Raw genomic sequence first — 16,180 nt, 5'->3', positions numbered from 1 at the left:
ATTCCAGAGGTACTCCGATGTCTGTTTCTCCCATCACCCGCGACACGCACATCCTCGACCCAGGCTTCGAGCTCACCTTGCGGCCGATGAAGTACCCGCAGTTCTACGAGATGTACCGCGCCGCCATCCGCAACACGTGGACCGTGGAGGAAGTGGATTTCTCGCTGGACGTCACCGACCTGAAGTCGAAGATGTCGGACGCGGATCGTCACCTGATCCACCGGCTCGTGGCGTTCTTCGCCACGGGCGACACGATCGTGTCGAACAATCTCGTGCTGAACCTCTACAAGCACGTGAACTCGCCCGAGGCCCGCATGTTCCTCTCGCGCCAGCTTTACGAGGAAGCGCTGCACGTGCAGTTCTATCTGACCCTGCTGGACACTTATATTCCCGAGCCCGCGGAACGCAACAAGGCTTTCGCCGCCATCGAGAGCATTCCCTCGATCCGCCAGAAGGCCGAGTTCTGCTTCAAGTGGATCGACTCGATCCAGAAGCTCGACCGCCTGGAAACACGCGAGCACCGCCGCCAGTTCCTGCTCAACCTGATCTGCTTCGCCGCGTGCATCGAGGGGCTGTTCTTCTTCGCCGCGTTCGCCTACGTCTATTACCTGCGCTCGCGTGGCCTGCTGCATGGCCTGGCCTCGGGCACCAACTGGGTGTTCCGCGACGAGTCCGGGCACATGGCGTTCGCCTTCGATGTCGTGCGCACGGTGCGCGAGCAGGAACCCGACCTCTTCGACGACGCCATGCGTGAACAGGTGGAAGCGATGCTCGAGGAAGCCATCGCCTGCGAGACGCAGTTCGCGCAGGACGTGCTCTCCGGCGGTGTCGCGGGGCTCTCCGTGGCCGACATGCGCCAGTACCTCGAATACTGCGCCGACCAGCGCCTGGTGCAACTGGACATGCCGAAGAAGTACGGCGCGAGGAACCCGTTCGACTTCATGGACCTGCAGGACGTGCAGGAACTCACCAACTTCTTCGAACGTCGCGTCTCCTCGTACCAGGTGGGCGTGCAGGGCGAGGTGGCTTTCGACCAGTCGTTCTGAAGGCGCGTAGAATGAGAACCATCATGACCGACGACGCCGCCATGCTCCCCATCGCCCGCCCCACCGAGGCCCGTGTCCTCGAGATCGTCTTTCCCGACCATACCAATCACCTTGGCACGCTGTTCGGTGGACAGGCGCTGGCCTGGATGGACAAGGCGGCTTTTCTCGCCGCCTCGCGCTACTCGCGCAAGGTGGTCGTCACGGCGCGTTCGGAGCAGGTGGATTTCCACGTCCCGGTCCGCAAGGGCCAGATGGTGGAACTGGTCGCCACGGTGGTTTCAGTGGGCCGAACGTCGATGAAGGTCGACGTGGCGATGTTCACCGAAGAACTCCTGACCGGTGCGCGCGAGCTCTGCACGCGCGGCACCTTCACGATGATCGCCCTGGACAACGACCTGAAGCCGACGCCGGTCGATTCATCCCTGCCATCCTGAGTCCGCCGGGTTGACTTAGAGCGCACTCGAAGGCGTACGCTTTCCGTATGCCTGACGCCCTGACCATTGCCGAGGCCGCCCTCGCGACCGGCCTCACCACCCATACGCTGCGTTACTACGAGCAGATCGGCCTGATCGATCCTGTGCCGAGGCGCAGCGGCCAGCGCATCTACGGCGAGGCCGAGATGCGCCTCATCCAGTTCGTGCTGAAACTCCGCTGCACCGGCATGTCCATGCGCGACATCCAGGAATACGTCCGCCTGAGACGGCTGGGCGAGACGCCGGAAAGCATCCGCCAGCGCGGCGACCTGCTCGCCCGCCATGCGGAAAAGCTGCGTACGCAACTCGTCGACCTCACCGAGACGATCGCGCGCCTGGACGAAAAGATCGCGCTCTACCGGTCGATCTACCCCGACGAAGACATCCCCACGGTGACGCCGGCCACGCCGACGACACCGGAACTCCCCTCGAAACGAAGGAGACACGCATGATCACCCGCAAACTCGGCAAGCACGGCCCCGAGGTTTCCATCCTCGGCCTCGGTTGCATGGGCATGAGCGAGTTCTACGGCGCCGGCGACGAGAAGGAATCGATCGCCACGCTGGAGCGAGCCCTGGAACTGGGCATCACTTTCTGGGACACCTCCGATGCCTACGGTCCGCATACCAACGAGGCATTGCTCGGCCGCACGCTGGCCGGCCGCCGCGACAAGGTGTTCCTGGCGACCAAGTTCGGCATCGTCCGCGACCCCGCCGAGCCGCTCAAGCGCGGCATAAGCGGCCGCCCGGAATACGTGCGCGCGTCGGTCGAGGGCAGCCTGCGTCGCCTGAAGACCGATTACATCGATCTCTATTACCAGCACCGCGTGGATCGCACGGTGCCGATCGAGGAGACCGTGGGCGCGATGGCGCGGCTGGTCGAGGAGGGCAAGGTGCGCCACCTCGGCCTCTCCGAGGCATCGGCCGAGTCGATCCGCAAGGCCGCCAGCGTCCACCCGATCACCGCCCTGCAGAGCGAGTACTCCTTGTGGACACGCGATCCCGAGACCACCGGCTCGCTGGCCGCGTGTCGCGATCACGGTATCGCGCTGGTCGCTTACAGCCCCCTGGGCCGCGGCTTCCTCACCGGCGCCATCACCAGGCCGGAAGACTTTGCCGAGGACGATTACCGTCGCATCAACCCGCGCTTCGCCGGCGAGAATTTCGCGAAGAACCTCGCCATCGTGGACAAGGTGAAGGCGTTTGCCGCCGACAAGGGTTGCACCGCCGGACAGCTGGCGCTCGCCTGGGTGCTCGCGAAGGGTGACGACATCGTGCCGATCCCCGGCACCAAGCGCGTGAAATACCTCGAGGAGAACGCCGGCGCGGTGGACGTGAAACTCAGTGCCGCGGAAGTGGCCGAGATCGACGCCGTCTTCCCGCCGGATTCGGCGGCGGGCGATCGCTACGCGTCCAACATGATGGGCTCCATCAACGCGTAAGTCCTTGTCCGCGTAAGGGCTTATAATGGCGGTTTGTTCGCAGCAGCAAACCGCCATGTCGTCCCCCGAACACTCGCCGCTGGGCAAGTCCACCGTCTATGCCGACCGCTACGACGCGGGCCTGCTCTTCCCCATTCCGCGCCAGGGAAAGCGCGACGAGATCGGCGTCTCCGGCGCCGACCTGCCCTTCCACGGCGTGGACATCTGGAACGGCTACGAGCTTTCCTGGCTCGATACCCGTGGCAAGCCCGTCGTGGCCGTGGCGGAATTCCGCTTTCCAGCCACAACCCCAAACATCGTCGAGTCGAAGTCCTTCAAGCTCTACCTGAACAGCTTTGCGCAAGAGCGGATGGTGGACGCCTCGCACGTGCACGACACGCTGTCCCGCGATCTCTCCGCCGCCGCTGGTGGCCCGGTGAGCGTGACGCTGCGGACGCCGGGCGAACTCGCCGGCACGCCACTGGCGGAGCCGGAGGGCGTGCTCCTCGACACGCAGGAGCTCGATTTCGATAACTACGGCCCGCCCGAGGGGGGCTTCCTCGCTTCGCACGACGGCCATGTGCGCGAGGTACTGGTCTCCCACCTGCTGCGCTCGAATTGCCCCGTAACGGGACAGCCCGATTGGGGCAGCGTGCAGATCGCCTACACGGGCGCGCCGATCGACCGTGCGGGCCTCCTGCGCTACCTGGTCTCCTTCCGTAACCACACGGAATTCCACGAGCAGTGTGTCGAGCGGATCTTCATGGACCTGAGCAGTCGTTGCGCGCCGGACGAGCTGGCGGTGTACGCGCGGTACACGCGCCGGGGCGGGCTCGACATCAATCCGTTCCGCAGTAGCGATCCTCTCGCCGTGCCCGGCAATCCGCGCGGTGCGCGGCAATGATGAATGGCGCATTCATGCATTCTTCATAGCTCTTGCCTTTAGTTGTGTAGCCTGTACGCTGCGGCGGCCGAGGGATTTGCCCTCAAACGCCTCGTTAGAACCCGACAAGCCATTCCGGAATCCACACCATGAAGCTTTCCTTCCGCTCGTCCGCTCTCTGCACGGCCACTGTCGCCGGCTTGCTGGTCCTCACCGCCTGCGGCAAGAAGGAAGAGCAGCAGAACACCGCCCCGGCGGCGGCGTCCACGGCCCCGGCCGCACCCGCCCAGGCGCCGGCTCCGTCGGCTCCGGCACCGGCCGTCGCGACCACCGCCGCCAGCGCACCGGCACCCGCCGCGCAGCCCGCCGCCGCCCCGGCCGCTCCCGTCGCCGCGGCCGACACGCTGAAGGTGGGCTCGGTCACGCTCGGCAGCGCCGTGGGCGCTGACAAGAAGGTGTCGAAGGAGAAGACCACCTTCGCGCCGACCGACAAGACCATCTACGCGTCGGTCGCCACCGAAGGCACCACCGCCGGCGCCACGTTGAACGCCAAGTGGACCTATCAGGACGGCGACACCACCACGACCGTGAGCGACATCAGCCAGTCGGTGAGCACCGATGGCCCGGCCGTCACGACGTTCAAGATCCAGAACCCGAACGAATGGCCGGAAGGCAAGTACAAGCTCACCGTGTCCCTTAACGGCCAGGCCGTGGGTAACGAAGCGTTCGAGGTGAAGAAGAAGTAAGTCGCTTCGGCCTGCTTCCGTAAACGAAGGGCGCGATTCACATCGCGCCCTTTTTGTTTTCGCGGCGGTCGTCAGCGATCGAGCAGCGTGTTGAGCGTGCCGTATCCAACCTCTGGTGCCTCGCGCTCCAGCAGTTCCGCCGCCATGCGCCCCACCGTCGCATACGCCTCCAGCGACAACGCGATGCCGGCGCTGAGCCGACGTGCGCCGGCCTCGAACAGCGCCTCCCGCGACGGAAGGCCGGGCACCAGCATCACGTTCAACGGCATGGGGGCGGCACCCGCCGCCACGCGCCGCACCTCGTCGATCACCTTGATGTCCGGGACGAACAGTCCATCCGCGCCCGCATCCCGGTACACCGCGGCACGGCGCAACACTTCTTCCACGCCGGCATCGCCCGAGGCCATGCCGCGCAGATAGACGTCGGTCCGCGCATTGATGTACAGGTCACGTGGACCCAGGGCGGCTCGCACCGCGCGCAGCTTCGCGGCGAGCACATCGGGTGGCTTGGTGCCGTCCTCGATATTGATGCCCGCCACACCGGCATCCACCAGCGCGGCAACGAAGGTCGCGACGTCGGCGGGGTCGTCGGAGCATCCCTCTTCGACGTCCACCGTCAGCGGCACGTCGATGGCCCTGGCGATCCGGCGGACCGCCGCGAGCATCTCCGCGGCGGGAAGGCGATCGCCATCCGGCCAACCGCATGACCAGGCCACGCCTGCGCTCGTCGTCGCGACGGCGGAAGCGCCAGCATGGCGCACCACCGCCGCGCTGGCCGCGTCCCATGCGTTGGGCAGCACGAAAAGGGCCGGGCCGGTGTGGAGGTCACGGAAGCGTTGCGCGTTCATGCGGTCAGTTCCTTGGGAGCGGAGGCGCCACGATCCACCATGGCAGGGCCGCCCGCAACTGCTTTTCGGGTGGCCATTCCCGAGCGCGCGTCGGACCGGCCCGTGTACGGAACGCCAAGACCCGGTGAGCCGATACCTCACTCGTCACAGACACGGCGTTCAACCCGCCGATGCTCGAATGGCCCCCGACCTGGCACGGCGATCTGTCGTGCGGGCATCCACCGATCGAGGAACCGCCATGAACGAAGACACCCTCAAGGGCCAATGGAAGCAATTGAGCGGCCGAGTGAAGGAACAGTGGGGCAAGCTCACCGACGACGACCTGAAGGTCGCCGAAGGCAGCAGCGAATACCTCGCGGGCAAGGTCCAGGAGCGCTATGGCGTGGCGAGGGACGAAGCGGAAAGGCAGGTGAAGGATTTCCGCGACCGCATCGATCAACACGATCGGAACTACTGAAACCACCCCGTACTCGCCAGAGGAGAACATCATCATGCTTCATTGGGCCGTTATCTTTTTCGTGATCGCGCTTATCGCCGCGGTCTTCGGCTTTACCGGCATCGCCGCTGGAGCCGCCAGCATCGCGAAGATCCTGTTCGTGGTCTTCCTGATCCTCTTCATTCTTTCGCTGCTGTTCGGCGGCTTGCGTCGCGGGCCCAGGGTATAGGCAGCGGTACCTGGTCAGCGCACGAAAGCCCCGGCCCCAGACCGGGGCTTTTTTTCGTCCGCCGCCCAAAGGCGTCGGAGCATGTTCTCCCGGGCCTATCATCGCCATTCGCCCGGAGCCCGCCGATGCCTGCCAGCCTGCACGTGTTCGATAGCCTTCCCCGCCTCGACCTGCTCGACGGGCCGACGCCGATCCAGCGCCTGACGCGCATCGAAGAGGAACTGGGCCTCGCGACGCGGAGGATCGCGCTCTTCGTGAAGCGGGACGATGTCATGTCGCTCGGTGGTGGTGGGAACAAGCTACGCAAGCTCGAATACCACCTGGGACATGCCCGTGCGGCAGGCATCGACACCATCGTCAGCGTGGGTGGCCTGCAGTCGAACCATGCCCGCCTTACCGCCGCGGCCGCGGCGAAACATGGATTCGCCTGCGAACTGATCCTTTCGCGCCTCGTTGCCAGGGACGACGCCGACTATGAGAGGAACGGCAACGTGCTTCTCGACGACTTGTTCGGTGCCCGAACGGTCGTGCTACCGCGCGGTGCGGATGGACGGGCGCACGCCGAGGCGCGCGCGGACGAACTGCGCGCCGTGGGTCGCAAGGTGCTCGTGCTGCCGACAGGTGGATCGACGCCGCTGGGTGCGCTCGGTTACGCGCGCTGCGCACGCGAGATCGCGATGCAGGAAGACACGCTGGGGCTGCGCTTCGATCGCATCGTCGTCCCGAACGGCAGCAGTGGTACGCACGCGGGGCTGGTTGCGGGCCTCGCGGCCATGGATCGCTCACCGGCTACCGTCGCGGCATATACGGTGCTCGCTACGGCGGACAGCGCGCAACGCGCCACCCTGGCCATGGCGCGGGATGCGCTCGACCTTCTCGGTGCCAAGGCGGCGCTCGACGTCGACGCCATCCGCGTCGATGGCGCCCACCTCGGCGATGGATACGGTGTGCCGACGACGGGCATGAAGGACGCCGTGCGCCTGGCGGCCAGCCGCGAAGGCCTGCTGCTCGATCCGGTGTATTCCGGCAAGGCTTTCGCTGGCTTGCTGCACGATCTTCGCCACGGCATCGTGCGCGATGGCGAGCAGGTGCTGTTCATCGCCACGGGCGGCGTACCGGGCTTGTACGCCTACCGGGCAGACTTTGCCGGCGCAGCCGGTTGAGTCGACGGACGTCCCTGCTGCCACGCGCAGGCGCCGCTCGTCCCCTCCGGCGGACCGTTCGTCCTCACCGTACTTCCCCGCGCCACCGGCAGGCCGCACACTGCCCGCCTGGCATCCGTGGGAGACGACAACCCGGTGGACACGATCCGAGAGGATTCCTCCCTCGCGCGCACCGTTTTCGCGCGGCAAGCGCTGGCGTTCGCTTTCTGGACGCTGCTGGCCCTGTCGTACGCGCTCAGCGCGGGCCTGTCGTCGATCAGCGAGGGCAGGACGCCCGATTGGTCGCGGGGGCTGATCTGGAACCTGTCCAATTTCTGGCTGTGGATGGCGCTCGTGCCGTTGGTCGCCTGGCTAGGGCGGATCACCACGGGCGTCGGCTGGCGGCGTTTCTGTGCCGTGCACGTACCGGCCGGGCTGCTGGTGGCACTGGCGCAGATGGTGGCCCAACTGTCGATCTTCTGGGCGCTCTGCGGACCGGGGCACATGCCCGTCCGCACCTTGCCTGCCTTCGTGGGCATGCAGTTCGCCTACAACATCCACCTCTCCCTGCTCACTTACTGGCTCATTCTGGTCGTGCTGCGCGGGCTCGAGTCGCGGCGGCGCCTGCGCGACGAGCGGCTGCGCAGTTCACAGCTGGAGACGCAGCTCGTGCAATCGCAATTGCAGGCTTTGCGCATGCAGCTGCAGCCGCACTTCCTGTTCAATACCCTCAACGCCATCTCCGCGCTGGCACTGGCCGAGCCCCTGCAGGCGCGCCTGATGATCGCGCGCTTGAGCGACTTCCTGCGCATGACGCTCGAGCAACGCCACGCGCAGCAGGTGCCGCTGTCGCGCGAGATGGAGTTCCTGCGCTGCTACCTGGACATCCAGCAGGTGCGATTCCAGGACCGGCTGTCGACGCGGCTGGACATGGCCGACGACACGTTGCACGCGGCCGTGCCTAGCATGATCCTGCAGCCGCTCGTGGAGAACGCCCTGCGCCATGGCCTCCTCGCCAAGGCCGAGCCGGGGAGCCTGAGCATCGCCAGTCATCGTGAAGGGAACCTTCTCCACCTGCGCGTGGACGACGACGGGCTGGGTCTCCCTCCCGATGGTCCGACCGAAGGACTCGGCCTCGGCAATACGCGTGCGCGACTCGACGTGCTTTTCGGATCGGCTGCCAGCATGGAACTCAGCCGCAACAATGCGGGTGGCACGCGCGTGGAGCTGCGCTTTCCCTACCGCGAGCACGTGGCATGAAGACGATACGCACGCTGCTCGTGGATGACGAGGTGCTCGCGCGCCTGGCATTGCGCCAAGCGTTGGCCGCGCACCCCGACGTGGAGGTCGTGGGCGAGTGCGGCAACGCCGCCGAAGCCTTGCAAGCTTATGGCGCACTGACGCCGGACCTGCTGTTCCTGGACATCCGCATGCCCGGCCTCGACGGCTTCAAGCTGCTGCGCGAACTCAAGCCCGAGACGCTGCCCATGGTCGTCTTCGCCACGGCGTATGGTCAGCATGCGTTGCGCGCGTTCGACGCCAACGCATTGGATTACGTGTTGAAGCCGATCGACCAGGCGCGCTTCGACCAGGCCATGACGCGCGTGCGCAAGCACTGGCAGGGCCTGCAGGCAGGCAAGGCGTCCCCGCCGTCGACGGCATCGGCGGAGCCGTTGCAGCGGATCAGCGTACGCGTGGGGGAGCACATCCGCGTGATCGCCACCGAGGCGATCGACTGGATCGAGGCGGACGGCAACTACGTGCAGATCCACGTCGGCAAGCAGTCGTACCTGCACCGCGACACCCTCAGCGGCTTGCTCGCCACGCTCGACCCGCAGCGCTTCCTTCGCATCCACCGCGGCACGCTGGTCAACGTCGACCGCATCCGCGAGGTCCATCCCTTGTTCCAAGGGAATGCCGACGTCGTGCTGCACGACGGTACCCGGCTCAACCTGAGCCGGCGTTTTCGCGCACATGCAAGGCGTGCACTGGGCATCGCCTGAGACCGCTCGGCCCCGAAGTACTACCGCTCGTCACAAAGCTGCGGCGGTAACCGCAAGGGCGTACCAAGCTGTCGACTCCCGCCGACGGAAGAGACGCATGAGATCGCACCGACTTGCCTGGGTCCTGGTCGTGGCCCTGACCTGTACCGCCGCCGACGCCGGTGACCTCGTGGGGCCCGGCGTCATATCCACCGGTCAGCAGGAAACGACCGTCGCCCTCTCGCCCGATGGCGCGACACTCGTTTTCATGCGTTCCGATCTCGCCGAACAGGACGACACGATCCTGGTATCGCGCCGGCAGGGAGCGAACTGGTCGACCCCTGAGGTCGCTCCCTTCTCTGGCCGGTGGCATGACTCCGAGCCGACGTTCTCGCCCGACGGCAAGCGCGTGTACTTCGTATCGAACAGACCCCCGCACGCAGGCGATGCGCCGATTACGGCGGAGATGAACGGTCACTCCTATCCCGGCACCCATCTCTGGTACGTGGAACGCGACGCCAAGGGTCGCTGGGGTGAACCCGTCCATGTCGACGGCGCCCTCAACGAGGGATCCATGATCTATAACCCATCGCTCGCGGCCAACGGCGATGTGTACTTCTCAGCTCACCGGCCGGACTCGGGCAAGTTCTACCAAGTGTATGTCGCTCGCCGCACGGCGCAGGGCCTGGCGGCGCCGGAACGGGTGGACCTTGGCGACGTCACACACAACCGGATGGACCCGGCGATCGATCCACAGGAGCGCTTCATCCTGTTTGCCGGGGACGAAGGCGACTCGCTTGGGCGGGCGGACATCTACATCGCGTTTCGCCAGCCCGACGGGCGCTGGGGGACACCGGAACACCTGGCCGGCGACGTGAACAGCAGCGACCTCGAGAACGCTCCGTCGCTCGGCCCGCACTTCGGCGAACTGTACATCGCGAGCAATCGCCAACCTGCAACGCGCTTCCCGAAGACGCGCGACGATGTGGACTCGCTGCAACGTCGCCTGTCCGGACCACTCAACGGGTCGCGCAATCTCTGGCGATTCGATATCTCGGACGTATTGCGCCAGCACGGACTGACAGCGGAGGAAACGAGCCGATGAGCAAGGGGCACATGCTCTGCGCGCTGCTTCCACTGCTGGTCGCCATGCCCGATGCGCCGATCTCGGACAACCAGCTAGCAGGTATGTGCAGGACGCTGGTGAACCGCGTCGATGAAGAGATCCGTTCCGGCCTTCTGCTGGTCGACTGGCTTGATGCCGTCCTCATCATCGATGGCGGCGAATGATCCAGCGCGCCGCGTCGAACAAAAGCACACAGAAAAAGCTCAGCGTCCCTGGGCACGCGCACCGTTGATGTATTCGATCTCGGCAAGCGACTTAGGCTCACCGGGAATCACCGCGACACATGCCTTATAGGCGGCCTCGGCTTCGTCCAATCGCTTGAGCTCGACCAGATTGTAGCCCTGGCCCCGGAGGGACTTGCAGTGAAATTCTTTCTTCTCCGCGTCGCCCCATCCCTCCATGGTATCGAGCATTTCCGGCACGGACTTGAAAAGCTCCAGCGAGTCGGCGAAACGTCCTTCCATCTGGTACACGTAAGCGAGTTCGGTCGCGTATTGCGCGTCCCGCGGTGACAGGGCCAGCGCCTTTTTCAGTTCCGCCTCGGCGTCCCGAAATCGATTCATTTCGCTATAGCCATATCCTCGCGCCCAATACGCCATCGACCATGCAGGTCCGACATCTGTGGCGTTTCCGGTTGCGTTGGGCAGACGCTTGGCCGCGGCTTCCGACATGTACATGAGCCCTAGCGCAGGTCCGCGCGCCGAGAAGACGTTTTCGCGATTGCCGTACCGCTTTTCGTAACGGTTCACCACATCGGTCAGCGGTCCGTCGATCGCCTGTTGGATTTTTCCCGCGCGAATCTGCAGGACGGCAGCAACGACTTGTTCCTGGTCGGCTTGCTCCTCTGCGGAATTGCCGAGCAGCGTGATGGTCTGCGTGATCTTGGCCTGATCGTCCGCGTCAGCGGGTGGCGCGACGAATGTCCCTAATGCGCCTAGCAGGCAGGCGGTTACCGCACGTAGCCATGACTTCGCCGATGCTTCCATGGACATCCCCTGGCGGAAGCTTAAAAGAATGGCGCGCCCGGAGGGATTCGAACCCCCGACCAATGGCTTCGGAAGCCACTACTCTATCCGGCTGAGCTACGGGCGCGTAAACAGCGGACGGGCATTGTAGCGGGAATGCCCACGGCGGCCTAGCCTCGGTGTCAGGCCTTAGCCGGGGACGGTTCGGCCCCTGCCGCCACGGCGCGCAGGCTCTCCCTGTAGCGTCGGCTGCATGGCAGGACGGTGCCATCGGCCATGTGCAAGCGCGCGTCCCCCGCGTCCAGGGGTTCGATGGCGCTGACCTGCGCCAGGTGGACCAGGTAGCTGCGATGGGCGCGAACGAAGACGGCGGGGTCGAGCCGCGCCTCCAGCGCCGCCAGCGTACTGCGCAGGGGATAGTCGCGGGCGCGCACACGCAGGTTCACGTAGTTGCCCGATGCCTGCGCCCATTCGATATCCGCTGTCGCGACGAGGAAGTCGCGCCCGAGTTTGCGCACGAGGAAGCGCTCGGGTCGGTCGACCGGTTCCACCGGCGGACCTTCGTCCGGAGCGTCGAGGAGGCGCGCCTCGCCCTTCACGTGGCGGCCGAACCACTCGACCATGTGCCAGACCGCCACGACGATGAAAAAGGTACGCACGTCCTTCAGGTATTCGTAGAGCGCCTGCAGGGAAAGCGAGCCCGGATCGAAACGCGCGCCCATGAGGGTGAACACGGCAAGGCGCAGCAGGTCCATGCCCGCGATGTGCAATGCGCACCAGGCAACGCTGCCGAGGACATACAGAGGCAGGCGCCGTCGCCAGGTATCCGTGTGCAGCGGCCAACGATCGCAGGCGCGGAGCAGGAACGGCAGCATCAGCAGGGACACCGCCAGGCTGGTGACTTCGTTGGTGACGATCTGCCACGTCTCCGTGGGGAGCCCGAAGCGCTCCGCATCGATGCGGAGCGTGAGGATGTTGCTGACCGTGGCGCTGCCGAAGGCGAGGAGCCAGAAAACGATCATGAAGAGGCGTCGACGGCGATGGGCGCGGTCGAGTTCGAGGCCGGGGGGCGGAGGTTGCCGGGTCATGGCTACATGGTAGAGCGTCGGAGCCTGGCGGGTGGAGCCGAAGCCGGTCTATCGCGACGCATGCCGGTCGCGCGAAGAGGGCGCCTCGCGGCGCCCTCTTCTCTTGCTTACTTAGCCTTGTACAGCTCGCCCAGCCAGTCGGGCTTGCTCTTGTCCCGCTCGAGATGCGGGTACTTCAGGCCTTCGTGGTAGTCGATCTTGATCGTGCGGTACTGGTCGAAGTTCTTCACCAGCAGCTCGATCGGACCCTTGTCCGTCTTCGCGGCGGTCACGGCGTCCTTCAGCGTGTCGCCGTCGAACTCCTTGTTGTTCACCGCGACGATCGTCATGCCCGGCGACAGGCCCGCGTTGAAGGCGGGGCCGTCCCAGCGAACGTCGGAGATGTCGCCCTTCGACGAAACGGCAAAGCCTGCCGAATACGTGAGGTCGGTGTAGTGGCGACGGCCTTCGACGGCCTTGATCGCATCGGACGGCTTGTCGTTGTACACGAGCTTCCAGCCGCCACGCTCGATGCCTTCCAGGTCGCCCTTGTGGCCGTCGATGCGCTCGCGCAGGTACGTGGACCAGTCGAACGGCGTGATGCCGTTGAGCGTCGAAACCACTTCCTCGAACGTGTACGGATTGACCTTCCAGTCGCCGTCCTTCATGCCGAAGAACGCCTTGGCGAAATCGTCCAGCGAACGCTTGTTCTTGGTCAGCTCACGCAGCTTCGTGTCGACGTCGAGCCACACCATCTGACCGCCCGAATAGTAGTCCTCGCTCATCTGGTAGTTGCGGTACGAGAGCGGACGACGCTGGGCGATGGTCGGGTCGTTGGTCGTGTCCTGGATGTTGCGCCAGGAGAGGCCCGGACGGCCCTTGTCGTATGTGGCGGCAACGAAGGCGAGCACGTCGCGCGCCTGGTCCTGCGACACGAGGCCCGAACGGGCAGCGACGACGTTACCCCAGAACTGCGTCTGGCCTTCGTACACCCACAGCAGGCTGTCGCCCATCGGCACGTTGAAGTTCGGCGTGGCGAGGTCGGCGCCACGGCGATACTTGCCGTCCCACGAGTGGTTGTACTCGTGCGCCAGCAGGTCACGGCCTAGCCAGCTCTTGTCCCACTCGGTGAAGTAGTTCGGCTCGGCGCTGTTCTCGGACGAACGGTGGTGCTCCAGGCCGATGCCGCCCAGCTTGTCGGTCAGGGCAAGCAGGAAGTCGTAGTGGTTGTAGTGGCGCGCGCCGTAGAGCTTGTCCATCTGCTTCACGAGGTTGCGATGGATCTGCAGCGCCTCCGGCTTGATTTCCAGCGACTTCGCGCTGTCGGCCACGATGTTCAGGTGCACCGGCGAGCGACCGTTCGGGTCGAGGTCGACGCGCTTGAAATAACGACCGGCGAACACCGGCGAATCGACGAGGTTGTCGTAATCGATCGTCTTGAAGGTGACGGTGTCGCCATCCTTGCTGGCCTGTTCGAGCGCGCTACCGTACTGGAAGCCGGCCGGCAGCTTCACCGACGCATCGATCTGCACGCGATCGGCGCGGTAGCCCGCCGGATACAGCGACACCTGGTTCCACTGCACGTTGACGATGTCCGGCGTCATGACGACGCGGCCCTGGCGGGTGTCCTGCGGCGTCAGCGTCTGGAATTCCACGTCCACGGACGTCGCGCCAGCCGGCACCTCGACGCGGAAGGCGTAGACGTTGTACTTGTCGCGCGTCCACTCGAGGCGCTTACCGCCCGCGTGCACCACGAGACCGGCGAACTGGTCGATGGGGCCGGTGGGCGAATGGTGGCCGGGGATCCACTCGGGGAAGAGCAGGGTCAGCGGGCCCGGCTGCGCGGGGATGGTTTCCTTGACGCGGAAGATGCGGTGGTCGAGGTCGGTGGCGTCGACGGTGAGCTTGAGCGTGCCGTTATAGGCCGTATCCTGCGGGGCGGGAACGGTCGAGGCATCGTCCGCGTGGACGACCGAAGCGCCGACGCCGGCCAGGGCGGCCAGCAGCGCGGAGGCAAGAAGGGTGGATTTCACAGATAAATCTCCGAGAAGCGGGTAAGTCGCCCGTTCATCCGTGCGAGCGGATCGGCACGGTCCCCTGTGGTCCGCGCAAGCTCTCGATGCTAAACGCCACCGTCCGGGGCGCCCTATGCCAGAGGTCACGGGTGGGAGGCGGTGGCCCCGAGGGCTACCAGCAAGTTCTTGCGACCCCGATTCGTATTTCAGGATACCCCTCGTCGAACGTCTTCCGTTATGGCGACCGGCGCAGCGGGCATTCCTATAATGCCGTGCCAGCGCTATGCGCTGCGCGTCATCCAGGACAACAGGGACTAAAGGACATAACCATGCATGCATCCGTACTCAAGGCAGCCTTCGTCACCGCGCTGCTCTCGTCTTCGTTCGCCGCGATGGCGGATTCCGCTTCCGTCACGCAGACGGGCGCTTTCGTGTCCGTGACGGGCGGCAAGTCGCTTTTCGATGTGGACCGCGACCCCTCCGGGCGATACCAGCATGAGGACGACAACGGCACCGCCTTCGGCGTGCTTGGCGGCTACCGCTGGGTCGTTGCCCGGCCTTTTGCCATCGGCGTCGAGGCGGGCTATGTCGACCTCGGAGACACGACTTGGCGAGCCCACTACGGCGGCCTGTCTATACAGCACGACGTGCAAGACAAGTCAAAGGCCAATGCATTCCTCGTCGGGATCAACGGAAAATGGGATCTGCCGTACGACTTCACTGTTACCGCCCATGCCGGACTGGCGCACATGCGCGCAAAGGGTCATTACACCGAATCGGGTGGTCTCATCTTTCAGCCGAGCGTGACGACGCGATCCCGATACTCATGGAGCGGAAACCGTATATATGGTGGCGTTGGCATCGGCTACGACTTCAACGAAAACGTTGGCTTGTCACTGAGCTACGACCGCTATAGCTATAAAGCAGCCGGTCCACGCGACCCGGGCAAAACCGCCCATATTGGTCTGCTCGGCCTCACTGTGGAGTACCGCTTCTGGTGAAGGCTCGGGAGCCGCGGCGGCGGCTCCCGTATTCAATCCGATCGCCTCAGGTCCGTGACGGAATCTTCAACCCACGCTCGACACCCGGCCGCGACATGCCTCGCTCGAGCCAGGCGATGACGTTCGGGAAATCGTCGAAACCCACGAGTTCGCGAGCGCCATAGAAAGTCACGAGATTGTTGACCCAGCCCAGCGTTGCGATGTCGGCGATGGTGTAGTCGTCGCCGACGATCCAGGTGCGGCCGTCGAGTTGACGGTCCAACACGCCAAGGAGACGCTTCGTCTCGCTGACGTAGCGCTCCAGCGGACGCTTGTCCTCCCACTCGCGGCCGGCGAACTTGTTGAAGAAACCGACCTGGCCGAACATCGGGCCGATGCCGGCCATCTGGAAGAACACCCACTGGATGGTTTCCCATCGCTTTGCCGCGTCCTTGGGCAGGAAGCGACCGGTCTTCTCGGCGAGGTACAGCAGGATAGCGCCCGATTCGAAAAGCCCCAGCGGTTTGCCCTCCGGACCGACGGGATCGATCATCGCCGGTATCTTGCCGTTCGGGTTCAGCGATTCGAACTCGGGTAGCTTGCTTTCGTTCTTGCCGATGTCGACGAGGTGCACCTCGTACGGAATCCCCAGCTCCTCGAGCATGATCGAGGCCTTCACGCCATTCGGCGTCGGGAGCGAATAGAGCTGGATGCGGTCGGGGTGCGCAGCGGGCCAGCGCTTCGTGATCGGGAAAGCGGAAAGATCGGACATGGCGGGCGTTTCTCGAGCCGGAAAGCTTCGAAAGTAAGGGGCGCCGTGCC

The 16,180-nt window shown here is 65.1% G+C and carries 19 protein-coding genes and 1 tRNA gene; 14 read left to right on the top strand and 6 right to left on the bottom strand.

Annotation, left to right across the window (positions count from 1 at the left end):
• Positions 1–17: 17 nt before the first annotated feature.
• From ACQKIE_RS17520 to ACQKIE_RS17495, 6 genes are all read left to right on the top strand, one after another.
• On the top strand, positions 18–1,046 hold the full coding sequence (locus ACQKIE_RS17520) for a ribonucleotide-diphosphate reductase subunit beta (protein WP_427461501.1): 1,029 nt from the start codon (positions 18–20) through the stop codon (positions 1,044–1,046).
• Positions 1,047–1,069: 23 nt separating this feature from the next.
• The gene (locus tag ACQKIE_RS17515) at positions 1,070–1,480 is read left to right on the top strand and encodes an acyl-CoA thioesterase (RefSeq protein ID WP_427461499.1); all 411 of its coding nucleotides are present in this window, start codon (positions 1,070–1,072) and stop codon (positions 1,478–1,480) included.
• Positions 1,481–1,527: 47 nt separating this feature from the next.
• On the top strand, positions 1,528–1,971 hold the full coding sequence (locus ACQKIE_RS17510; protein WP_427461496.1) for a MerR family transcriptional regulator: 444 nt from the start codon (positions 1,528–1,530) through the stop codon (positions 1,969–1,971).
• Positions 1,968–2,960 carry an aldo/keto reductase gene (locus tag ACQKIE_RS17505; protein ID WP_427461494.1) on the top strand — a complete coding sequence of 331 codons (993 nt, stop codon included), beginning with the start codon at positions 1,968–1,970 and terminating at the stop codon, positions 2,958–2,960. Before ACQKIE_RS17510 ends, ACQKIE_RS17505 begins: the two co-directional genes overlap by 4 nt.
• A gap of 55 nt (positions 2,961–3,015) precedes the next feature.
• Entirely contained in the window at positions 3,016–3,843 is an 828-nt protein-coding gene (gene queF, locus ACQKIE_RS17500; protein WP_427461492.1) for an NADPH-dependent 7-cyano-7-deazaguanine reductase QueF, read from the top strand.
• 128 nt (positions 3,844–3,971) lie between these two features.
• Complete coding sequence (locus ACQKIE_RS17495; RefSeq protein ID WP_427461490.1) at positions 3,972–4,568, top strand: hypothetical protein; 597 nt, start codon at positions 3,972–3,974, stop codon at positions 4,566–4,568.
• A 71-nt stretch (positions 4,569–4,639) separates the two neighbouring features.
• On the opposite strand, the gene ACQKIE_RS17490 is transcribed toward ACQKIE_RS17495, so the two are convergent.
• Positions 4,640–5,416 carry an isocitrate lyase/PEP mutase family protein gene (locus ACQKIE_RS17490; RefSeq protein WP_427461488.1) on the bottom strand — a complete coding sequence of 259 codons (777 nt, stop codon included), beginning with the start codon at positions 5,414–5,416 and terminating at the stop codon, positions 4,640–4,642.
• Positions 5,417–5,654: 238 nt separating this feature from the next.
• On the opposite strand from ACQKIE_RS17490, the gene ACQKIE_RS17485 reads away from it, so the two are divergent.
• The 7 genes from ACQKIE_RS17485 to ACQKIE_RS17455 all read left to right on the top strand — a co-directional run bounded on the left by ACQKIE_RS17485 (position 5,655) and on the right by ACQKIE_RS17455 (position 10,495).
• Complete coding sequence (locus ACQKIE_RS17485; RefSeq protein WP_427461486.1) at positions 5,655–5,873, top strand: CsbD family protein; 219 nt, start codon at positions 5,655–5,657, stop codon at positions 5,871–5,873.
• Between the two features lie 34 nt (positions 5,874–5,907).
• Positions 5,908–6,081, top strand: coding sequence for a DUF1328 domain-containing protein (locus ACQKIE_RS17480; protein ID WP_167028689.1), 174 nt, complete (start codon positions 5,908–5,910; stop codon positions 6,079–6,081).
• Positions 6,082–6,206: 125 nt separating this feature from the next.
• On the top strand, positions 6,207–7,244 hold the full coding sequence (locus ACQKIE_RS17475) for a D-cysteine desulfhydrase family protein (RefSeq protein WP_427461484.1): 1,038 nt from the start codon (positions 6,207–6,209) through the stop codon (positions 7,242–7,244).
• Between the two features lie 135 nt (positions 7,245–7,379).
• Entirely contained in the window at positions 7,380–8,483 is a 1,104-nt protein-coding gene (locus ACQKIE_RS17470; RefSeq protein ID WP_427461482.1) for a sensor histidine kinase, read from the top strand.
• Complete coding sequence (locus ACQKIE_RS17465; protein ID WP_427461480.1) at positions 8,480–9,226, top strand: LytR/AlgR family response regulator transcription factor; 747 nt, start codon at positions 8,480–8,482, stop codon at positions 9,224–9,226. The genes ACQKIE_RS17470 and ACQKIE_RS17465 overlap by 4 nt, the downstream gene beginning before the upstream one ends.
• 97 nt (positions 9,227–9,323) lie before the next feature.
• Positions 9,324–10,310 carry a hypothetical protein gene (locus ACQKIE_RS17460; protein WP_427461478.1) on the top strand — a complete coding sequence of 329 codons (987 nt, stop codon included), beginning with the start codon at positions 9,324–9,326 and terminating at the stop codon, positions 10,308–10,310.
• The gene (locus tag ACQKIE_RS17455) at positions 10,307–10,495 is read left to right on the top strand and encodes a hypothetical protein (protein WP_427461476.1); all 189 of its coding nucleotides are present in this window, start codon (positions 10,307–10,309) and stop codon (positions 10,493–10,495) included. The genes ACQKIE_RS17460 and ACQKIE_RS17455 overlap by 4 nt, the downstream gene beginning before the upstream one ends.
• Before the next feature lie 39 nt (positions 10,496–10,534).
• On the opposite strand, the gene ACQKIE_RS17450 is transcribed toward ACQKIE_RS17455, so the two are convergent.
• From ACQKIE_RS17450 to ACQKIE_RS17435, 4 genes are all read right to left on the bottom strand, one after another.
• A complete protein-coding gene (locus ACQKIE_RS17450) occupies positions 10,535–11,317 on the bottom strand; it encodes a hypothetical protein (RefSeq protein ID WP_427461474.1) in 783 nt (260 codons plus the stop codon).
• 29 nt (positions 11,318–11,346) lie between these two features.
• Positions 11,347–11,423: transfer RNA gene (locus ACQKIE_RS17445), tRNA-Arg, on the bottom strand.
• Positions 11,424–11,478: 55 nt separating this feature from the next.
• Positions 11,479–12,384 (bottom strand): LytTR family DNA-binding domain-containing protein, encoded by a 906-nt coding sequence (locus ACQKIE_RS17440; RefSeq protein ID WP_427461472.1) that lies wholly within the window; start codon positions 12,382–12,384, stop codon positions 11,479–11,481.
• Between the two features lie 107 nt (positions 12,385–12,491).
• Entirely contained in the window at positions 12,492–14,396 is a 1,905-nt protein-coding gene (locus ACQKIE_RS17435; RefSeq protein WP_427461470.1) for a M61 family metallopeptidase, read from the bottom strand.
• A gap of 311 nt (positions 14,397–14,707) precedes the next feature.
• Between ACQKIE_RS17435 and ACQKIE_RS17430 the strand changes: the two genes are divergently transcribed.
• On the top strand, positions 14,708–15,379 hold the full coding sequence (locus ACQKIE_RS17430) for an outer membrane protein (RefSeq protein ID WP_427461468.1): 672 nt from the start codon (positions 14,708–14,710) through the stop codon (positions 15,377–15,379).
• Between the two features lie 46 nt (positions 15,380–15,425).
• On the opposite strand, the gene ACQKIE_RS17425 is transcribed toward ACQKIE_RS17430, so the two are convergent.
• Positions 15,426–16,130 (bottom strand): glutathione binding-like protein, encoded by a 705-nt coding sequence (locus tag ACQKIE_RS17425; RefSeq protein ID WP_427461466.1) that lies wholly within the window; start codon positions 16,128–16,130, stop codon positions 15,426–15,428.
• Positions 16,131–16,180: the final 50 nt, after the last annotated feature.

This window comes from Luteibacter sp. NPDC031894 (assembly GCF_050273135.1).
Taxonomy (GTDB): domain Bacteria; phylum Pseudomonadota; class Gammaproteobacteria; order Xanthomonadales; family Rhodanobacteraceae; genus Luteibacter.
This window is presented reverse-complemented; position numbering and strand designations above follow the sequence as displayed.

Coding starts and splice junctions, on each gene's coding strand:
- ACQKIE_RS17505 (WP_427461494.1), top strand. CDS start 1,968: ATGATCACCCGCAAACTCGGCAAGCACGGCCCCGAGGTTTCCATCCTC.
- queF (WP_427461492.1), top strand. CDS start 3,016: ATGTCGTCCCCCGAACACTCGCCGCTGGGCAAGTCCACCGTCTATGCC.
- ACQKIE_RS17440 (WP_427461472.1), bottom strand. CDS start 12,384: ATGACCCGGCAACCTCCGCCCCCCGGCCTCGAACTCGACCGCGCCCAT.
- ACQKIE_RS17480 (WP_167028689.1), top strand. CDS start 5,908: ATGCTTCATTGGGCCGTTATCTTTTTCGTGATCGCGCTTATCGCCGCG.
- ACQKIE_RS17425 (WP_427461466.1), bottom strand. CDS start 16,130: ATGTCCGATCTTTCCGCTTTCCCGATCACGAAGCGCTGGCCCGCTGCG.
- ACQKIE_RS17520 (WP_427461501.1), top strand. CDS start 18: ATGTCTGTTTCTCCCATCACCCGCGACACGCACATCCTCGACCCAGGC.
- ACQKIE_RS17485 (WP_427461486.1), top strand. CDS start 5,655: ATGAACGAAGACACCCTCAAGGGCCAATGGAAGCAATTGAGCGGCCGA.
- ACQKIE_RS17515 (WP_427461499.1), top strand. CDS start 1,070: ATGACCGACGACGCCGCCATGCTCCCCATCGCCCGCCCCACCGAGGCC.
- ACQKIE_RS17490 (WP_427461488.1), bottom strand. CDS start 5,416: ATGAACGCGCAACGCTTCCGTGACCTCCACACCGGCCCGGCCCTTTTC.
- ACQKIE_RS17465 (WP_427461480.1), top strand. CDS start 8,480: ATGAAGACGATACGCACGCTGCTCGTGGATGACGAGGTGCTCGCGCGC.
- ACQKIE_RS17455 (WP_427461476.1), top strand. CDS start 10,307: ATGAGCAAGGGGCACATGCTCTGCGCGCTGCTTCCACTGCTGGTCGCC.
- ACQKIE_RS17495 (WP_427461490.1), top strand. CDS start 3,972: ATGAAGCTTTCCTTCCGCTCGTCCGCTCTCTGCACGGCCACTGTCGCC.
- ACQKIE_RS17475 (WP_427461484.1), top strand. CDS start 6,207: ATGCCTGCCAGCCTGCACGTGTTCGATAGCCTTCCCCGCCTCGACCTG.
- ACQKIE_RS17450 (WP_427461474.1), bottom strand. CDS start 11,317: ATGGAAGCATCGGCGAAGTCATGGCTACGTGCGGTAACCGCCTGCCTG.
- ACQKIE_RS17430 (WP_427461468.1), top strand. CDS start 14,708: ATGCATGCATCCGTACTCAAGGCAGCCTTCGTCACCGCGCTGCTCTCG.
- ACQKIE_RS17460 (WP_427461478.1), top strand. CDS start 9,324: ATGAGATCGCACCGACTTGCCTGGGTCCTGGTCGTGGCCCTGACCTGT.
- ACQKIE_RS17510 (WP_427461496.1), top strand. CDS start 1,528: ATGCCTGACGCCCTGACCATTGCCGAGGCCGCCCTCGCGACCGGCCTC.